The 18,718-nt window shown below is 39.3% G+C and carries 20 protein-coding genes and 1 tRNA gene; 5 read left to right on the top strand and 16 right to left on the bottom strand.

The annotated features are described in order from the left end of the window. Window positions 1-11: 11 nt before the first annotated feature. A complete protein-coding gene (locus KI363_RS15070) occupies window positions 12-551 on the top strand; it encodes a VanZ family protein (RefSeq protein ID WP_158321251.1) in 540 nt (179 codons plus the stop codon). A 177-nt stretch (window positions 552-728) separates the two neighbouring features. Here KI363_RS15070 and KI363_RS15075 read toward each other — a convergent pair whose 3' ends face one another. The 9 genes from KI363_RS15075 to KI363_RS15115 all read right to left on the bottom strand — a co-directional run bounded on the left by KI363_RS15075 (window position 729) and on the right by KI363_RS15115 (window position 7,546). Beyond that, complete coding sequence (locus KI363_RS15075) at window positions 729-1,019, bottom strand: hypothetical protein (protein WP_212966849.1); 291 nt, start codon at window positions 1,017-1,019, stop codon at window positions 729-731. A gap of 7 nt (window positions 1,020-1,026) precedes the next feature. Next, on the bottom strand, window positions 1,027-1,416 hold the full coding sequence (locus KI363_RS15080; protein ID WP_212966850.1) for a hypothetical protein: 390 nt from the start codon (window positions 1,414-1,416) through the stop codon (window positions 1,027-1,029). A 17-nt stretch (window positions 1,417-1,433) separates the two neighbouring features. Continuing rightward, window positions 1,434-1,805, bottom strand: coding sequence for a DUF2089 domain-containing protein (locus KI363_RS15085; protein WP_158321254.1), 372 nt, complete (start codon window positions 1,803-1,805; stop codon window positions 1,434-1,436). A gap of 163 nt (window positions 1,806-1,968) precedes the next feature. Further along, entirely contained in the window at window positions 1,969-3,039 is a 1,071-nt protein-coding gene (locus KI363_RS15090; RefSeq protein ID WP_212966851.1) for a Gfo/Idh/MocA family protein, read from the bottom strand. Between the two features lie 17 nt (window positions 3,040-3,056). Beyond that, on the bottom strand, window positions 3,057-4,220 hold the full coding sequence (locus KI363_RS15095; RefSeq protein WP_212966852.1) for a Gfo/Idh/MocA family protein: 1,164 nt from the start codon (window positions 4,218-4,220) through the stop codon (window positions 3,057-3,059). A 106-nt stretch (window positions 4,221-4,326) separates the two neighbouring features. Continuing rightward, window positions 4,327-5,082 (bottom strand): sugar phosphate isomerase/epimerase family protein, encoded by a 756-nt coding sequence (locus KI363_RS15100; protein WP_212966853.1) that lies wholly within the window; start codon window positions 5,080-5,082, stop codon window positions 4,327-4,329. A gap of 17 nt (window positions 5,083-5,099) precedes the next feature. Next, the gene (locus KI363_RS15105; protein WP_212966854.1) at window positions 5,100-6,014 is read right to left on the bottom strand and encodes an AraC family transcriptional regulator; all 915 of its coding nucleotides are present in this window, start codon (window positions 6,012-6,014) and stop codon (window positions 5,100-5,102) included. A gap of 184 nt (window positions 6,015-6,198) precedes the next feature. Next, a complete protein-coding gene (locus tag KI363_RS15110; RefSeq protein WP_246516897.1) occupies window positions 6,199-6,765 on the bottom strand; it encodes a superoxide dismutase family protein in 567 nt (188 codons plus the stop codon). Window positions 6,766-7,162: 397 nt separating this feature from the next. Then, window positions 7,163-7,546, bottom strand: coding sequence for a GntR family transcriptional regulator (locus KI363_RS15115; RefSeq protein WP_212966856.1), 384 nt, complete (start codon window positions 7,544-7,546; stop codon window positions 7,163-7,165). Between the two features lie 183 nt (window positions 7,547-7,729). Here KI363_RS15115 and KI363_RS15120 point away from each other — a divergent pair, with 183 nt between their 5' ends. From KI363_RS15120 to lipA, 4 genes are all read left to right on the top strand, one after another. Beyond that, complete coding sequence (locus tag KI363_RS15120) at window positions 7,730-8,482, top strand: GTP pyrophosphokinase (protein WP_246516898.1); 753 nt, start codon at window positions 7,730-7,732, stop codon at window positions 8,480-8,482. A gap of 53 nt (window positions 8,483-8,535) precedes the next feature. Then, window positions 8,536-8,609: transfer RNA gene (locus KI363_RS15125), tRNA-Pro, on the top strand. Between the two features lie 283 nt (window positions 8,610-8,892). Next, complete coding sequence (gene lipM / locus KI363_RS15130; RefSeq protein ID WP_212966857.1) at window positions 8,893-9,726, top strand: octanoyltransferase LipM; 834 nt, start codon at window positions 8,893-8,895, stop codon at window positions 9,724-9,726. Next, window positions 9,726-10,673 carry a lipoyl synthase gene (gene lipA, locus KI363_RS15135; protein WP_158321263.1) on the top strand — a complete coding sequence of 316 codons (948 nt, stop codon included), beginning with the start codon at window positions 9,726-9,728 and terminating at the stop codon, window positions 10,671-10,673. Before lipM ends, lipA begins: the two co-directional genes overlap by 1 nt. Before the next feature lie 250 nt (window positions 10,674-10,923). Here lipA and KI363_RS15140 read toward each other — a convergent pair whose 3' ends face one another. From KI363_RS15140 to KI363_RS15170, 7 genes are all read right to left on the bottom strand, one after another. Then, a complete protein-coding gene (locus tag KI363_RS15140) occupies window positions 10,924-11,739 on the bottom strand; it encodes a DUF368 domain-containing protein (RefSeq protein WP_158321264.1) in 816 nt (271 codons plus the stop codon). 219 nt (window positions 11,740-11,958) lie between these two features. Next, a complete protein-coding gene (locus tag KI363_RS15145) occupies window positions 11,959-13,194 on the bottom strand; it encodes an ABC transporter permease (protein ID WP_212966858.1) in 1,236 nt (411 codons plus the stop codon). Then, window positions 13,184-14,128 (bottom strand): ABC transporter ATP-binding protein, encoded by a 945-nt coding sequence (locus KI363_RS15150; RefSeq protein WP_212966859.1) that lies wholly within the window; start codon window positions 14,126-14,128, stop codon window positions 13,184-13,186. Before KI363_RS15150 ends, KI363_RS15145 begins: the two co-directional genes overlap by 11 nt. A 113-nt stretch (window positions 14,129-14,241) precedes the next feature. After that, a complete protein-coding gene (locus tag KI363_RS15155) occupies window positions 14,242-14,964 on the bottom strand; it encodes a DUF2812 domain-containing protein (protein ID WP_212966860.1) in 723 nt (240 codons plus the stop codon). Beyond that, window positions 14,961-15,278, bottom strand: coding sequence for a PadR family transcriptional regulator (locus KI363_RS15160; protein ID WP_158321268.1), 318 nt, complete (start codon window positions 15,276-15,278; stop codon window positions 14,961-14,963). Before KI363_RS15160 ends, KI363_RS15155 begins: the two co-directional genes overlap by 4 nt. Window positions 15,279-15,457: 179 nt before the next feature. Then, window positions 15,458-17,359, bottom strand: a complete 1,902-nt coding sequence (locus tag KI363_RS15165) for an ABC transporter permease (protein ID WP_212966861.1) — start codon at window positions 17,357-17,359, stop codon at window positions 15,458-15,460. Next, window positions 17,334-18,104 (bottom strand): ABC transporter ATP-binding protein, encoded by a 771-nt coding sequence (locus KI363_RS15170; protein ID WP_191967375.1) that lies wholly within the window; start codon window positions 18,102-18,104, stop codon window positions 17,334-17,336. Before KI363_RS15170 ends, KI363_RS15165 begins: the two co-directional genes overlap by 26 nt. Window positions 18,105-18,718 lie beyond the last annotated feature (614 nt).

Consider the following 18,718-nt stretch of genomic DNA (forward strand, 5'->3'; position numbering starts at 1 on the left):
GAGCGGTAAAAGTGTGGTCAGGACTTATCATTCTCGGTATATTCAGTATCCTTTGGATTATGTACCGTAATAAAAGATACAAGAAAAAATATGTGGATTCGTCTCGAGAACTGGTCGTCAATTTGTTTTTTGTTTACCTCTTATCTGTCATATTCCTGACCATGCAACCATTCCACTGGAATCTCCCTTTTGGAATATGGGGTGGAAAAACAACGTATCATTTCGATTTCCACCTCTTTTATGAACTAAAAAATATGTCCAACACCAAACTGCAAATGCTATATTCTGTCGGAAACGTTGCTTTATTCATTCCTTTCGGGCTATTCGTTCCACTTTTGTTTCAACATTGTCAGCGGTTATGGATGATTGTTTTATTAGGATTTGCCTCATCCTTAACCATTGAACTGATCCAAACCTTCTTTACGATGACAAGACGTGGGACACTGGATGATTTAGTTTTTAATACATCAGGAGCTGTGATTGGATATAGCCTATACATCGTTGCTAAAATGGTTATAAAGAAAATACCTGTTATTCATACTGCTGAATAAAGTGAAACTCCAATATAGGGTAGGAGCAATACAAAAGAGCTTTGCTAAAAAAGCTCTTTTTTTATGGGAACGGCAAGCCACGAGGGCAGTAACCGTTCTTTCTTTCTGATTCACTTCATCACCTCTATTTACTCTATGCGCAAGAAGTCCCCCTTTTCTCAAAAAGGGGAATAGGACTCAAAGCTCAATCGAAACACCTTGCCCATTTTTGTCTTGCACATCCACGATGGTCAGCCCTTTATATTTTTTCACTTCTTCTAATAAAGGCTGAATGTCTTTCCACTCTATTTGCTCTAGGGATAGCCATTGGTCATGTTCCGCTTTTTCCTGCTGCTGTTTTCTTTTAGAATTTATGATTTTCCACAAGAGGTTGGATGTAGCGATTCGACCAGCAGAATTTATTAAAAAGTATGGCAAGCGGATGGTCCTCGGTTTTTGGTTCTCTTGTTTAATCGTTATTTTTAACATGGTTTTCTCACTCAATCACAATTGAAACTTGTTCTCCATCTCCACTTGTGATATCCACAATTTGTCCTTCTGCTTCATGCTCAATTGCTTCTAATATAAGGTCCACATCAACTTTGTCGATTCCCTCTACATATTTAGCTGATTCAGGGATTTTAGAAGCAATGCTTAATCCAGACTGTAAAGCTACCTTCACCAATCGCAATGGCAAGTTCACATTCACCCTATCCTCTTCATCCTTGATACGGATCTTCAAAAATTTATTTAAATAATCAGTACGTTCCACTTTCGTTTCCACAACTTCTTTTTCCTGTAAAGCTTGGATCAAAGAGGTTGCCTCTTCTGAGTCCAATTTCCCCTCTTCCATCATTGCTAAAATTTTCTTGATTTCTTCTTTCATGCCAAATCATCCTCTCATTATTCATCTTTCAACAGACGCAAAGCCTCATCTGCCGTGATTTCGCCATTTTCCAACATGGTAATCACATGTTTTTCCTCTGTTTTACTTTTCACTTCTTTCTTTTCTGTATAGCCAAGCGCCGCAACCACATCGTTTAGTTTTCCGCGGACTGTTGGGTAAGAAATCCCCAGCTCTTTCTCAACTTCTTTAATATTTCCCCGGCTTTTCAAAAAGATCCCAATAAAATGCAATTGTTCTGGTGTGAGCGATGCCCAGCTTGATAGGTCGAAATCATTTTCGATGGTCGTATGACAATGATGGCATTGAAGTTTCGTAATCTTTAGCTTTTGTGAGCACACTGGGCAAGTTGTAATTAATGGATACCCCACATTTTACCTCCTTATATTAAATTTATTAATTCAATAATAATACATATTAATTTTTTAATCAATATTTATTAAATATATTAATTTAAAAATAATTAATTTTAATTAAGGAAATTAAAAAAACTCTATTAGCCATTGGCCAACAGAGTTTCTTAATGTAAAGATTCTATTCTAATCTTACTGCTTCCTTTTGTGCAATTAAACAAAGTTCAGCTGTTTTAAAGGCGTGTGCCTGTGTCATCGCGTTTTCCGTTCGATTCAAGCAATCTAAAATAAGTTCACCGAAGAAAGGAAAACCCACTTTGCCTTTTACCGAATAATGGAAGGTACCTTCTTGGTTCACTAAATAAACCTGATTTCCTTCACGTTCTCGACCTACATCAATGTATTTACGGATTTCAATATACCCGTCTGTTCCAAGAATAATGGCTCTCCCATCACCCCAAACTTCTGATCCGTCTGGTGTAAGCCAATCGACACGGAAGTAGTGACTGGTCCCATTTTCGCCAACAATCATACAATCCCCAAAGTCTTCTAATTCAGGGTAATCCTTGTTGGCGTAATTTGCGACCTGACTGCGCACAACCTTTGCATCTGTATTGCCTGTGTAAAATAAAAACTGTTCAATTTGGTGGCTGCCGATATCACAAAGAATACCGCCATATTTTTCTTTTTCAAAAAACCATTCCGGTCTTGATGGTGCGTTTAGTCGGTGTGGAGCTAAATTGGTTACCTGAATAACGCGGCCAATTACTCCTTGTTCAATCAACTCACCGGCAAAAACAGCGCTTTCCACATGAAGTCTTTCTGAATAATAAACCATATACTTTTGACCTGTTCGCTTAACCGCTGCCTTCGCATCCTCTAATTGCTCCAACGTTGTAAAAGGTGTTTTGTCCGTAAAATAATCCTTTCCACTGTCCATTACGCGAATGCCAAGTGGGCCGCGTTCACAAGGAATCGCTGCGGCTGCCACAAGTTTCACTTCAGGATCCTGCAAAATCTCTTCCTCGCTTGCAGCTGCTCGAACATTCGGATAAGTTTCCACAAATTTTTCAACCTTTTTGGGGTCAGGATCATACACCCATTTCAAGCTCGCTCCCGCCTCGATTAGCCCATTACACATTCCATAAATATGACCATGGTCAAGTGCCATCGCCGCAATCACAAACTCCCCATCTTTAACAACACGATTGGGTTTGCCTTTTGGAGCATAATTCATTCCATCTTTCGCCATGAAGCACCCTCCTTTTTTTAATGCGTACCACTCACATCTAATGTAATATCTTTTGTTGTATCCTTGCGGAATGTTGATGTCGCAATTTTCTCTTGTAACTTTTCATAATAAAGATCTTCATCAATTGGCAGTTCTACCCAGTCATCCAACCAACTAGATAAATAGACACCATTTGAAATCGCTAAGCTTTTAATGCCCTCTTCACCTGGTGCTAGTAGTTCTGCTCCATTTAAAATGGCATCCACCCAATTCTCTAAAATCCCTAAATGTTGATTATTTTTGCCACGTACTGGAATATCAATCTTCCAACATTCTGGTTCGCCAAAACCGCCTGTAAAAGTTTGATTAAATTCACGCTCAGATTGTCTTAGCCGCCAAAAGGTTAAATTCCCATTTTCGATCACAAGTTTTCCACGATCGCCAGCAACTTCAAAACGATTGGTGCCAGGTGCCTCACCCGTTGACGTGACAAATAAGCCCGTAGCGCCATTTTCATATTCAACATAGGCCGTCACATCGTCTTCCACTTCAATATCATGGTATTTTCCAAATCCACAGAATGAACGGATTCTGGTCGGCATCATACCCGTAATCCATTGCCATAAGTCAAGTTGATGAGGTGACTGATTCAACATCACACCTCCACCCTCACCTTCCCACGTGGCACGCCAGCCGCCTGAATCATAATAACTTTGCGCCCTATACCAATCTGTGATTATCCAGTTTGTTCGTTTGATTTCTCCTAATTCACCTGACTGAATCAGCTCGCGCATTTTTTGATAAAGAGGGTTTGTTCGCTGATTAAACATCATACTAAACACTTTTCCACTTTTAGCCGCTGCCTCATTCATCAAACGAACATTTTTCGTATAAACGCCCGCAGGCTTTTCACATAAAACATGCCAACCCTTTTCAAAAGCCCTAATCGCAAGGGGCGGATGGTCATAATGTGGAGTCGCAATAATCACTCCATCAATATCAGCATCAGTAAAAAATTCATCGATCGACAAAAACCGTTTAACCCGATCCCCAAATTCTTCTCTCGCTTTGACCATTCGCTCTTCGCGCACATCACAAACGGCCGTTAAAATCGCACCATCTATTTCACGATTGAACAAACGCTTGGCGTGACTTGTCCCCATATTTCCTAATCCAATAATGCCTACTTTTAAGATTGTCACGGATAAAAAGCCTCCCTTTGTTTTTCTATTAAACTTTCATGCCATCAGGTGATTTTGAACCTAACAACATCATTATTCTGAAAAAGCTGAGAAAAGCACTTTTAGTTTAAATTTTTTCCTTCAATTTAAGTAAATTCTCTAAGCTCAATGCTAGACTATCTAGCGGGTTTCCTGGGCAAGAATCTTGCTCCACCGCATACCATTCTACCCCTGACTTCTCACCCCATTGTAAAATTGGAATAAAGTCAATTTTTCCTGTGCCAATTTCAGCGAATGTCTCTTGTTCATCATTGGTCATATCCTTCAAATGAATAATCGGCATTCTGTTCGCATATGGTTGAATAAAAGCTAGTGGGTCTTGGCCGCCTTTTTTTACCCAATACACATCAATTTCTGCTAAAACTTTATTCTCTTCCACCGGTTCTAATAAATATTCAAGAGCAGACACACCATTGATTTCAGTCGCAAATTCAAAAGCATGGTTGTGGTAACTAATACGATAATCAGGTAGTTGCCCGGCGACTTCATTTAATTTTTTTCGGACTGCTTTATAACCCTCTTCCGTTTGATATTCGCCCGGTAAATAAGGGCAGACAATATCCTTCGTTCCGTATAAATCCGCTTCCTTCACAACATTTTCTAAATCATTTTCTAGACGGTCTAATGAAATATGCATGCCCGCTGTTCCAAGTTGATTTTCCTTTAAAGCATCCGCTACTTCTTGTGGATCATACCCTTGTGGTAAAGCTGAAATTTGCACCCCTGCCCATCCCATTTTTTTGATCTCACGGAAGACAGGAGCAATTCCTTTAGCTAATTCTTCTCGTACCGTAAATAATTGCGCTGCAAACTTCTCTTCCATTTTCCCACTCTCCTACTCTATAATTTTAGTTTTTGTTTGCGATATTCAGAAGGTGTCAAGCCTACCCTTTGCTTAAAAAAACGACTGAAATGGGCCTGGCTTTCAAAGCCCGATTCTGTTGCTACTTCCATTAAGGTTCGATCCGGATACATTTCCAGATCAAATTTCACTTGATTCAAACGGCAAGTCATCACATAGTCCATTACAGTAGTGCCTGTCACTTCTTTAAAAATTCTCGAAAGATAAAACTTACTTAAATTGAGTTCCGAAGAAATATCCTCTAAACTGATACTATTTTTGAAATGATCTTGAATAAAGTGAGCAATATTTTCAACATGCACCACCTTTTCACTCTTTGGCATCGCTAATTGTTGATTTTCTCTTTTACTCAATTTGTAAATTTGCATTAAAATGGTTAACAGTAAAATCTTTAATTCTACTTCAATCTCAGGTTTCATCATAAAAGTAGAATCCTTATTTGCCAGTTGGTCCATCGCTTTGATCGATTGTAAAATAAGTTCCCGCTCCCCCTCATCCTGACCACGAAGTAAACAATTGCTCATTTCTTTAAAGGGTGAAAGGAGCTCTGGCATTCGCAATTCCTCCAAAACTGGTATCATCCAATCTGGTGAAAAATGCACCACACTTCGTTCATACATTTCAAACTTGGAGGGATTGGCTCGATGGGCCGTTAGACCATCCATAATAATAATATCCCCCGGCTGAAGCTCGTAAATGGAATGATGAATAAGATATTTACAATCACCTCGATGAAAAAAGTAAACTTCATACTGTGCGTGTGAGTGAAACGCAAAGTCCTGTTCCCCTACTGATTTCATCCGATAATTAAGTCTTAACCACTCTTCCATTTTTTCACCTCGCGTATTGAAAGGGCTTACCTTATATAGTAATGTTTTTTGAACGATTTTCATTACCTCCACATGCTCAAATCCTTACTATTATTGACTCAAATTGCTCTACAAATGTCAAATAGAGATAAAACATTTCCCCATATAAAACCATGAAGCCCCAATTAAAAAAGCAGCACATTTTTTCAACTCAGATCTTGGCGATTGAGTGAAATAAATGTGCTGTTTACCTTTTAAAACGCTCCTCTTAATCTCCGTTAATCACACCACATACAATTCGATCGCCGGCATTTCCTGCAGGATCTGTCTTATAATCATCCGCCTTTTCATGGATCACAAGGGCGCTGCCATCTTCATCCAATAAGGAATTCTTTTCTCCTGGCTTTAATGTCAGATTAGGGGCCGTGATGACAACATTCACAGTGCCATCCTCATCGATTTCTAAATTCGGTAAGTCCCCAGCGTGGAAACCTTTGGGATTTTGAAATCCATGTTCTTTCCCACCTGGGTTAAAATGAGCACCTGCGGAAGTAAAGTCCGGCACTTCACACACACCCGTTTCATGGATATGAATCGCCTTTGTCCCAGGTTCTAAGCCTTCAGCCTGCAAGTGAATCTTCACGCCTTCTTTTGTTTCCTTCAGTGTGGCTTTGCCAGTTTCCTTTCCTTCTGAATTCAGCATCTGTACAAGAATACTGTCTTCCCCACTGACAGGAACCGCCTCCTCCTCTACTTGCGGGACCGCCTCTTCTCCGCTACTGCAAGCGCCCAAAACTATCCCGACAATCAACAGTGAACACCACAACTTTTTCAAGCAAAAACCTCCTATTATTAAAATCCTTAGCATGATTGCCATACTAGATAATTTTAAAACAGGAGGCTCTTAGCTATTCGTTATCTAAATCCTATTCAACCTCGACTTCACCTGTGTAATTGAAATAAAGATCATCATTTTCCTGGATTTGCAAATCTTTGGGGATTTGTAGGTAGATAAAGCGTACTTGCCTGATTGTGCCCTCATGAAATGCATTCCTGCTTTCTGTAAACTGAGACAGAGCAAAATCTCGTTCAGCTGTGATCCCCTTAAATTCAAAAAACTCGCCAACTTCCTCAAGTTTTAACGTATCATCAGACAAATATGGTAAAAGATAAATCCTTTAAAACTCGCCTTCTTCCATAACTTTTCACTAGGTTTTCACATTCAATCACATTCATTTCTTCTCCTCCTTTCCTCTAATGGCCTCTTGAATCATCTGCAATAAGTCGTTTTCCTCTACTCCTAACCGTTTCGCTTCTAAGACAAGTTCCTGAACAAGCCCCGTTAACGTCTCATTCTTTCGTCTGTTCAATATTTCTTTCTTCGCATCCTTTGATACAAACATGCCAAGTCCGCGTTGCTTATATAAAATTTGCTCATCCGCCAACATATTCAACCCCTTCGCGGCTGTCGCCGGATTAATCGTAAACATCTCTGCCAATTGATATTGTGAGTACACTTTCTCATCACTCTTAAACGTTTCTGCGATAATTTCATTTTCAAGCCATTCCGCGATCTGCACATAAATGGGTTTGGAGCCATCATGATGTATAAGCATCCAGGGACCTCCCTTCAGAATCAGTGCATTACTGTTGTAATGTAGTATATAATATTCTCTATCCTTAGACAAGGAAGAGATTGTATTTTACTAAAAAATTTCTTTTATTTATGGTACGATACTTGTAGATTCCTTAACCATAATTCGATCCTTAAAAAGATCATCTAGAAAGGAAGACTCTTCATGAAACAAGATCAAATACTGGATATTCAACTAATAAAAGAAATGAAAGTCGAGCTCACTCGATTTATGATGGCGTATCAATTTGCTTGTGATGAAATTAACACAAAGATTAATATACTATCCGATGAATTCACTTATCTTCATGACTACAATCCAATTGAACATGTAAAATCCCGAGTCAAATCACCGGAAAGCATTTTTAATAAAATTAAACGCAAAGGATACGAATTTTCCCTAGCTTCTATTAAAGAAAATATACGCGACATTGCGGGTGTTCGGATTACTTGTTCTTTTATTTCCGATATTTATGTTTTAGCTGAGATGCTTGGCAAACAAAAGGACATTACTGTCGTAGAATATAAGGATTATATTCAAAACCCTAAGCCCAATGGCTATCAAAGCCTGCATCTCATTGTGCAAGTCCCTATTTTTATGACCGACCGCACAGAACATACTTATGTCGAAATTCAAATTCGTACGATTGCCATGGATTTTTGGGCCAGTCTTGAACATAAAATTTACTATAAATACGATAAAGAAATTCCCGCCCATATGGCGAAGGAACTGCAAAGCACAGCCTTCATTGCGGCAGACCTCGATAAAAAGATGGAGAAATTGCATAAAGAGGTATCCTCCATCAAAAAAGAGAATGAAGAAGACGGCCTATTGTCTCGATTGGAAGAAGACGTGATTGCCAACATCCTGCCAAAAGTGCTAGATCAGTATAAAAAAAGCATTGAAGGTGGGTCGTAACAAGCATTTTAGGATTGTTTTCCAGGAGCCCATCCACTATAATAGGAGTTAAGCGGGATGTAGCTCAGCTTGGTAGAGCACTTGCATGGGGTGCAAGGGGTCGCAGGTTCAATTCCTGTCATCCCGATCACAAAACTGTACATTTATATTGACATTTGTTACCATACTTCTAGCAGATAAAGACACAGCATATCTTCTGAAGTGTGGGAAACATGAACTCGTAGACGATTTTCATGAGAAACTGCATTTCTTTGATAATGCAGTTTTTCGTGCGTTTTGAACTAGGAAATGGCTACAGGGCTTTTCATCCTCAAAATACAGACATTTCCCTTTTTATTGAAAAAATTAGAAAACGATCACTTAAGCCATGGCCTTCTATGATTTTTAAATTCATCTAGGAGTTGAGCAAAATGAAAGATACTTGGGGGCTTATCAATACTGGACATCAAGATGCAGCGATCAATATGGCATTGGATGAATGTTTACTCCTTTGGCATAGCAAAGATCTCATTCCACCTGTTCTTCGTTTCTATGGTTGGTCAAAGCCCACGCTATCCATTGGTCATTTTCAAAAAGAAAGAACGATTCATTTTCCAGGTATTGAACGACATGGATGTCAGTTTGTCCGTCGGCTAACTGGCGGGAGTGCCGTTCTACATGATGATGAATTAACTTATAGCCTTGTTGTATCTGAACAAAAGCCTTACATAGAAGAGTCGATCCGAAAGGCCTATCATACATTAGCACAAGGAATTTTTGCAGGATTCAAGGACTTGGGAATTCACGCGCAATTTTCTATGCCTGAAGAACATTTTATCCAAGAACGTTCTGCTGTATGTTTTGAAAGACCATCTGATTATGAGATGCTTGTAGAGGGGAAAAAAATTTCCGGACATGCGCAAACGAGAAAAATGGGCGTTTTAATGCAACATGGTTCCTTACCTTTTACAATCGACCGAGACATGCTCTTTGATCTATTCGCTTTTTCAACAGAAGAGATGCGAGCTCGCAAAAGAGAGTCTTTTTCCAATAAAGCCATCTCTATGAATGAGGCTAGCGGAAGAGAGATTACATATGAACAGGCAGTCGCTGCTTTCACAAAAGGCTTTGAAACTGGATTAGACTTACAGTTTACTCCATTTGAACTTAGTGACTCCCAATGGGAAGAAGTACAGACTCTAGCAGAATCAAAGTATCGCTCAGATGAATGGAATTTAAAATTTCAAAAGAAGGTGCATGTATAATGGCAATCGATAAACAAGAATATATTAGAAAACCAGAGTGGTTAAAAACTAAAATTAATACGAATGAATCGTATAGGGGCCTTAAAAAATTAATGCGGGGGCAACGTTTAAATACAGTTTGTGAAGAAGCGCGTTGCCCAAATATTCATGAATGTTGGAGTGAAAGAAAGACAGCTACTTTCATGATCCTTGGAGATACTTGTACAAGAGGATGCCGCTTTTGTGCAGTTAAAACTGGGCTCCCAAATGAGCTAGATTGGGGCGAACCAGAAAGAGTCGCTGATTCCGTAAAAATTATGGGCTTAAAGCATGTCGTTGTCACAGCGGTTGCCCGTGATGATTTAAATGATGGTGGGGCAGCTGTTTTTGCAGAAACAGTACGAGCCATTCGCCGGAAAAACCCTGGATGTACGATCGAAATCCTACCATCTGACATGAAGGGAGACTATGAAAGTCTGCACACCTTAATGTCAAGTGAGCCAGAAATTTTTAACCATAATATTGAAACGGTGGAGCGCTTAACACCGCGGGTTCGCGCGAAAGCAACCTATCGCCGTTCGCTACAACTTTTGCAGCGAGTAAAAGAAATTGCACCGAAAACACCAACAAAGTCGAGCATTATGGTGGGGCTAGGTGAAACGAAAGAAGAAATCATCCAAGCCATGGACGATCTTCGTGCTCATAATGTCGATATTATGACAATTGGCCAATACTTACAACCAACGAAAAAGCATCTGAATGTTGTCCGTTATTATCATCCAGATGAATTTGCAGAATTAAAAGAGATTGCTCTTTCTAAAGGCTTCAGCCATTGTGAAGCTGGTCCTTTAGTTCGTTCCTCCTACCATGCGGACGAACAAGTGGGTCAAGCTGCTGCCCAACGCCGCATTAACTATATGAAAGGCGTGGAGGAGCAAGAACAAAAGGAAGTTGATTTTAATTTTTAATAGGAAAAAATCCGCTAGATATCATACCTAGCGGATTTTTTTATTACTTAGGAATTTATAAAATCCTAGCTTGCGGATAAGTTGCTTATGTCGCGGTTGACATCCAGCTCCAGCGCCTAGCCCCTCGAGGTCAAATAACCCTGAACCTATGAAGGGAAAGACCGCCTTTCATAGGTTCAGGAACATTTGCTTGTCGGGGCTGAGCAAGGCGCTTGCGCTTTTGTTCTTAATCAAACATTTGATTAAACTTTTATGAAGGCTTTTTTATTAAACTAAGGGAGAAAGAAAGAATGAGCCCTAGTAAAAACGTGATGATACTTATGGCGATACTTACTCCACTTGCCATACCCGGATATATCACAAATACGGAGCCTACGATCATCCCGATAATCATAGCATAAGTAAGATGCGGAAAATGGGAGAGTAAATATTGGATTCCTTTACTACTCACAATAAAACCAACGATCACCCCAGCGCCAATCGTGATGATCAAGGGAATATTCAAAGTCGAAAGCGCGTTGATCGCTGTTGAATATACGCCTAATAAAAGTAAAACAAAAGAACCACTAATCCCTGGCAAAAGCATGGCCATACTGGCTAACCACCCTGAAAAAAACAAACCGATTGTGGTGGTCATATTCAGTGATGTGATGGGCTCAACATTCTCTTGAGTGTTTAAAAAGCCTAAAGATGCAAAGAGAATCGCCAAGATCACTAAAACAATATAATGCTTAGTTGAAAAGTTTCTTTTCACTTCTGCTTGTTTCATAAGATAGGGTAAAACGCCCAACACAAGCCCCATGAAAAAAAATTGAGTAGGCTCTTTATGCTCCGTCAGCAAATAATCAATCCCTTTACTCAAGACAAGTAACGCTGTTCCCATGCCAAGGGCAAGTGGGAATAAAAAGCCAATATGCTTTTTCCAATCCCGGCTAAAGAAACCACTGATCGAGGCTAATAGCCTGTCATAGATTCCTAGAACAAACGCAACTGTCCCCCCACTAACCCCGGGTATTAAATCCGTTGCTCCTATTAGGAGGCCACGTAATAGGTTTTTCCATTCCATAGATTTAGAATCTCCTCTATTAAAATTCATACGCTCTATTATATCATATAATGGGAATGTTTTTTTATACGAGAGTAATTCGTCGCTATCCGAGAGTATTTTTTGCTATACGAGATTATTTTTTGCTATACGAGATTATTCTGCTTCTATACGGGAGTATTTTCTCCTATACAAGAGTAAAAAAACACTCCTGGTCATTCCCTGACCAGGAGCTACTCATTAAGCCCACAACCACTTCCAAATTTCTTTTGGTGTGGCATTTTTTCCATACATAAGAATACCTATTTTGAAAATTTTTCCGGCTGCTTTCATCGCTAACCAAATAAATACAAGTAACACGAGGATCGCAATGATGACTTCAATCCACGGCCATTCTTCGAGCATTGATAGACGAATTAAGAGTACGCCCGGTGTGGTGACGGGAATAAAGGTTAAGACTTTTGCAATCAAACCACTTGGATCCATTATAATCGGGCCCATAAACATAAATGGAAGGAATGGCAACATCATGACAATTCCTTGAAAGTTACTTGTAGAGGTCATATCTTCGACCGTTGCCCCCATCCCAACAAAAATAGCCGCGAATAAGAGGTAGCCAGCTAAAGCGATAAACAAAAGAATCGCCAATTCAGGTACAAATAAGTATTCTAGAATCGGAAAGTCAATCTTCCATAAAGCGATAGGGAGAAGAAACGCTAACCATACGGCCACTTGAGTAATGCCCAAAATAAAATAGCCAATGATTTTTCCTTGCATAAGATCTGTCGGTGTAATGGATGATAAAATAATCTCCGCTACCTTTTCCTTTTTTTCCTGTGAAGCAGAGGTAAAAATCATCATCCCTGTGATCACAATCGAAAATAAGACAATGCCCGCTGCAATACCAGGAACAAGATGCCTGAATGGATCTCCTTCTGTCTCTTCAGCTGCTTCCCCTTCAGCTTTTGAGGTAGTCCCTTTATCTTCAATCTCAATCGGCTTCAATGAAACGCCCTTTCCAATGACCTCCAACTGTTGATCGGATAAATTCATCCGCTCCAGTTGTAGTTGGCGAAGTGGGGTTTCTATGATCGACGCTTCAAAAAGGAAGTTCTCCTCCACATTGTCGTTCAAATAAACAGGGATTTCTCCTTCCTCTAGCGCCTTTTCTGTTAGAGCAATATAAGCTGTATGTTCATCCGCTTCCGCCTTAGCCGCCATTTCCGATTCAGCGACATCTGTCTGCTGCAACTCCCAATTCAACTCAGCTGAAGTAACCATTTCCTCCACTTGTTCATATACATTCAGCTCATCTAAAATAAAAACTTGCGTTGTCTCATCTTCCGAATTAAAAAGAGTAGGAATAAACGCAAATAACATAAAAATAATCGGTGTAATGATCAAAGAAATAATAAAGGATTTATTTTTCATATTGCGCTTAATTTCCCATTTGGCCACCTTCCAGCTATTTCGCAACACGATCGCCCCCTTCCTGAATATCATGACCTACATGTCGATCTGTTGCCACGTCAATAAAAATTTCATGTAAAGAAATTCGATCAATCGATAACTCTTGAATATTCAGATTTTCCGGGAGTTGTCTTAACCATGATGGGATATGCACATTTGGTGTTAAATAGGCCACTGACACATCACCTTTTTGCTCAACACGTTGCACATTTGCAAGACGTTCCAATACACCCACATCATTTTTTCCACGAATCGTACTTTTAAAATTTGCATATTGATTCTTCACATCTTCCAAAGATCCGTAAATCACCTTCTGTCCCCGGTGAATCATGAATAAGCGATCACAAACCTCCTCCACCATATTCATTTGATGGGAAGATAATAAAATGGCTGTTCCTTGATTCGCCAATTCCTGAATTTCTGTTTTAAAAACCTCTTGGCTTACAGGGTCTAATCCTGAAAAAGGTTCATCCAAAATTAACAACTCTGGTTCATGAATGACAGAGCCAATAAATTGAACTTTTTGCCCCATTCCTTTTGACAATTCCTCAACGGAAACCTTTTCCTTTCCTTCAAGCCCTAATTTCGCTAAATATTCCATCGCCCGCTGCCTTGCTTTTTTAAGAGGATAGTCTTTTAACTCCGCCAAATATAAAATCATATCCATCACGTTGACATTTTTATATAATCCACGTTCTTCCGGTAAATACCCAATTTTGTGACGAGGGATTTCACCAGTTGGATGATTATGAAATTGTACTGAACCTTCATCCGGATACATAATCCCCATAATATTTCGAATCGTCGTCGACTTTCCCGCTCCATTCGGGCCAAGAATGGCCATAATTTCCCCTTTATGCACATCAAAGGAGATATTTTGAATAATTTGAGTCTGTTTAAAGGCTTTCCCCAAATCTCTAACGGTTAAAATTGGCTCCATACCCACCCATCCTTTCTACACTCTGATTCTTTACGAATGAAATGATCTGAAAGTTTCAGCTTTGAAAGATTGACTCCATTGTTTTGACTAAAACTTTATTTTTAACCCCTGTTCTAAACTTTCTTCTCCCCCATCTTATGATAAAGAGTCATGATCACCCAAATAGCCGTTGGGAGTGCGATCGCTCCAGCTATCATATATGTTAAGAGTTTAATTGTGGAATCTATTCCACGAACAAATAACAAAAGAATAACCACAATCAATAAGACAAGGAATGGTAAAGTTTTCACTAAATTGACTAATCCCTTTCTCCCTTCTACCTTCCATTTGTTACTGTACGTTGTGATAATCGTCCAAGCTGTTGGAAGGGCAATTATACTGAGAATAACAGCTACTCCAAGAAGGATTGATTGTAAGATACCAGAGCTAATCATTGCACCAATCCAAACGAGCGCTGTAATGAAAACAAATGGAATGGCTAATTTGTTCATGGAATCACTTAAATTTTTATACTTTTCAACTGTTGTATCCCGGTCAGTATAAATTGGTTGTGTACCAGGAAGTGCTCGAAATAAATGGATATTTGCTTCTGAGGCGATATGCGACCATCCAGCAGAAGAAAAAAAGGCAAAGTATTCCTCTTCTTCATCCTCTGTTAACGAACGATAATCTATGCTATAGATATAATCCAAGCTTTCTCCTTTTTCAAGGGTATACCCCATAAATTTAAAGCCACTAACATGCCACCCTTTCAAAGAAAATCGGCGTAATTTTTCCATATCCTCATCCTCAGAAAAGGCTAACCCACCTGAAGGAATATACTTTGTTTGTCTCATTCTTCAACCTCCTTCAACCCTGTTTCCGCTAATTGAATCATCCGTTTTCTTAGCTGCAAATCTTCACTTAATACTTCTCTGCCTTTTTCAGTAAGCAAATATGTTTTACGTCTTGAATCCGACCCATCATGCAAATAAATCCACCCTTGTTTTAATAACTTTTTAATAATCGTGTACATGGAAGCAGGACCTATCGTAATGGCACCTTTTGTTGCTTCTTCAATTAAGTTCATAATCGCGTAGCCATGCCTTGGCTTCGTTAAAGCAGCCATAATATAAAACATGGAATCTGTTAATTGCTCCGTTTTCTTCAACTCATCACCTTCTATATCTCTTTAGGATATATCAAAAAACGATACATATATCTAAAAACAATATATCATGATGTGATATATATGTCTAGAGTTATCTTATAAGAGGAACATTTTATATTTTCTTATAAGAAAAAGACACATCTCCTTAGAAATGTGCCGTCAATTTCAAATTTTCCTATTTAAATCGATTCTTTAATTTTACGAATGTAATTAAAGCGAATGAAGAGGAAATACACTAATTGAACTGCGGTAAAGGTTCCTAATACCAATGCTGAGCTCTTAAATAAGTTAAAATCAAACATATGCTGCAGGGCAGTAAGTGCAACAGCTCCATGGATCACGGCAACAAGTATTGGAACAAAAAATAGCAAGGCCAATTGGACTGTTAATATTTTCGATAATTCCTTATCCGTAAGACCGAGCTTACCGATCATAGAAAACTTTTGTTTCTCATCTTCTAAATCAGCATAGAGACGGAAATATAAGAAGCTTCCTGCTGCGACAAAGAAGACGGCGCCGATAAATAAACCAATAAATAGAACGGCTCCATATCCTTGGTTAATTATATTCCAATCATAAGCTAAAGAAGAGAATTGGAACATATTGTTCATGTCATGTCCACTTGTTTCTACTACACCCATATCTTTCATTAATTTTTTGCCACTATCTACTGTAGATTTCCAATTTTCAACCTGAAACGCATAATAGGTGTCTGTTTTTGTTGACTCTAACTTTTTAAACAGCTCATCGCTTACGACAAATTTATCTTCAAAAGTTCCTATCACATTTGTTAATTGAATGTCTATTTGCTGAACATTCTGTTCGCCAATTTGGCGACTGACTTTCTTTGGTAAATCTGGCAAATTACTAAATGAATTTTGGAAATATAATAGGACAGCTTCATTACTCTTCAGATTCACCTGCTTATCTGTTTCACCTGCTATCCTCGCTAACTGGTTATATTCAGATTGAGGAACAATTGCCCATTCAGTGGAATCTCCATCCTCATTTTTTACAGGAGCATGTTTGATCTCTATACTTCCCTTTTTATAATTGATTGGTGTTAGTTCTTTTTCAATGGCTTGGATATGCTCTGACTCCTGCTTGTTTCCCTGATTTGAAATGTATTCTAACGCAAATGGCTTGTCATTCACCAATGCAGATGTGAGCATAGACCTGAAACCAACTAACGAACCAATTGCAGAAAAGGCAACAGTCGAAACAATAGCTACAAAGAAAAAGGCACGAGCATTATCCTTCATCCGATAAGCAAGATCCGAAAAGAGAACGAGATTTGTCTTTTTCCAGAAAATCGACTTTCGTTCCTTTAATCGATTAATTGTAAATACGCTCAGTTGGGTAAAGAGAAAATACGTCCCAATGATCACAAGAATTGTGACAGGAATCATCGCGATTACAACTTGTTCTTCACGAACCACTAAAGCAATCGCATAGCCAACTACAAGTAGAAGAGCCGCCAAAATGGAAAGCGCAATTGATGCCTTTGGTTCCTTTTTCGGAGCTGAACTCCCTTTTATTAAATCAATTAATTTATTCCCTTTTAAAATAGAAACCGTAAAAAAGGAAATAACAATGAACAAAATTAAAAAGGCACTAAATGTTAATAAGACTGCTTGCCATGGTAAATAAAAAGGCAAGGCTTGATCTAAACTTAAAATGCTCTGCGCCGCCATTAAAATCAATTTTGCGAAAACGAGGCCCACCGCGATTCCAGAAACAGTTGCCGAAAATCCAATTAAGACGTTTTCTAAGAAGACCATACGACGTAATTGTTGATTGGTCATCCCTAACATGACCATTAAGCCGAATTCCTTTTTACGAGATTTCAAAAAGGCACTCATCGACACTAAGACGAAAATAAACGAAAACACATAAATAATGCCCTCAGCGAGATGGAGGCCAACCGCGACACTCGGGTTGATTTTCGATAACCCCGGATGGAAGGCAAAAATGGCATATACGAAAAAAACAAGTACGGAAAATAAGCTACTTAGAAAATAGGCTGCATAAATACGTTTATTGCGAAAAACATTGTTAAACGCGAATTGACGAAAGGTCACTTGCATCCCCTCCCAACAGCGATAACACGTCGATGATTTTTTGGAAAAACGCTTGTCGATTCTCGCCACGGTGGATTTCATTAAATAATGTACCGTCTTTAATAAACACAACTCTTTCTGTATAGCTAGCTGTAATTGGATCATGGGTGACCATCATCATTGTCGTCTGATCTTCCTTATTAATTCTCTCCATCATTTCCATCGCTGCTCTTGTTGCTTTAGAATCTAAATTTCCCGTCGGCTCATCAGCAAGCACCATTTTCGGATCATGAATAATCGCTCGGGCAATCGCCGTCCTTTGTGCTTGTCCGCCAGAAATTTCATAGATGCGCTTTTTTAAAATCGCCGTAATCCCCAATTTCTCAGCCACAGCCTCTACTCTATTTTCCATTTCTTTTACTTTGGCACCATCCAATGTGAGAGGCAGGACGATATTTTCCTCTACGGTCAAAGTCGGGAGTAAATTAAAGTCTTGAAAGATAAATCCCAATTGCTGGCGCCGAAAGAGAGCCAATTCATTATGCTTCATTCGTAATGGATCCTTACCATTCACGATCAGTGATCCCGATGTCGGTTGATCAATGGTCGCCACCATATTCAACAAGGTCGATTTCCCACTCCCTGAGGGACCCATAATCCCGACAAATTCTCCTTCTTCTATCGTCAAATCGATATCTGCTAACGCCTTATGGGCAACTTTGCCATCATAGACTTTACTTAAATTTTTAATGTTCAAGATATCCACATTCAAAACCCCTTTCTCAACTATCTATAGTGTAAGAGAAAAGGGTTCTTTCATACCATTGCTATAGCTTTCATTTAGCTTACATTCATGTAAGGTTAGAACAAAAGCGCAAGCGCCCGTTTAGCGACGTACAAACTTTTTAGGGGCCTGACGAGATAAAGGAAACACGATGAACCCAAAGGGTGAATCGATGTTGACTTATCGTAGGAAGGCACCGAAAGTTTGCTAGTCGCTGGGCGCTGGAGCCAGACGTCAATACCCACTTTTAGTACTTATCCACAAGCTAGAATTTTATAGTTTCCTTAGCAATAAGAAAAGCGCAAGCGCCTTGCTCAGCCCCGACAAGCAAATGTTCCTGAACCTATGAAAGGCGATCTTTCTCTTCATAGGTTCAGGGTTATTTGACCTCGAGGGGCTAGGCGCTGGAGCTAGATCTAAACATTGGCCAATTTTTATACTTTCCTATCCCGGAACAAAAGCGCAAGCGCCCGTTTAGCGACGTACAACTTAAGATAATTGGGTTGAAAAAGGATAAATGGCTAAAGGCGCCACGTCCGCATGTCTTCGCCGTTCTGACCAACATCCTGTTGGCCTCCGTCCTGGTGCAACGCTGT

The sequence above is a fragment of the Lederbergia ruris genome, assembly GCF_018332955.1.
GTDB classification, from domain to species: Bacteria; Bacillota; Bacilli; order Bacillales; family Bacillaceae_C; genus Lederbergia; species Lederbergia ruris.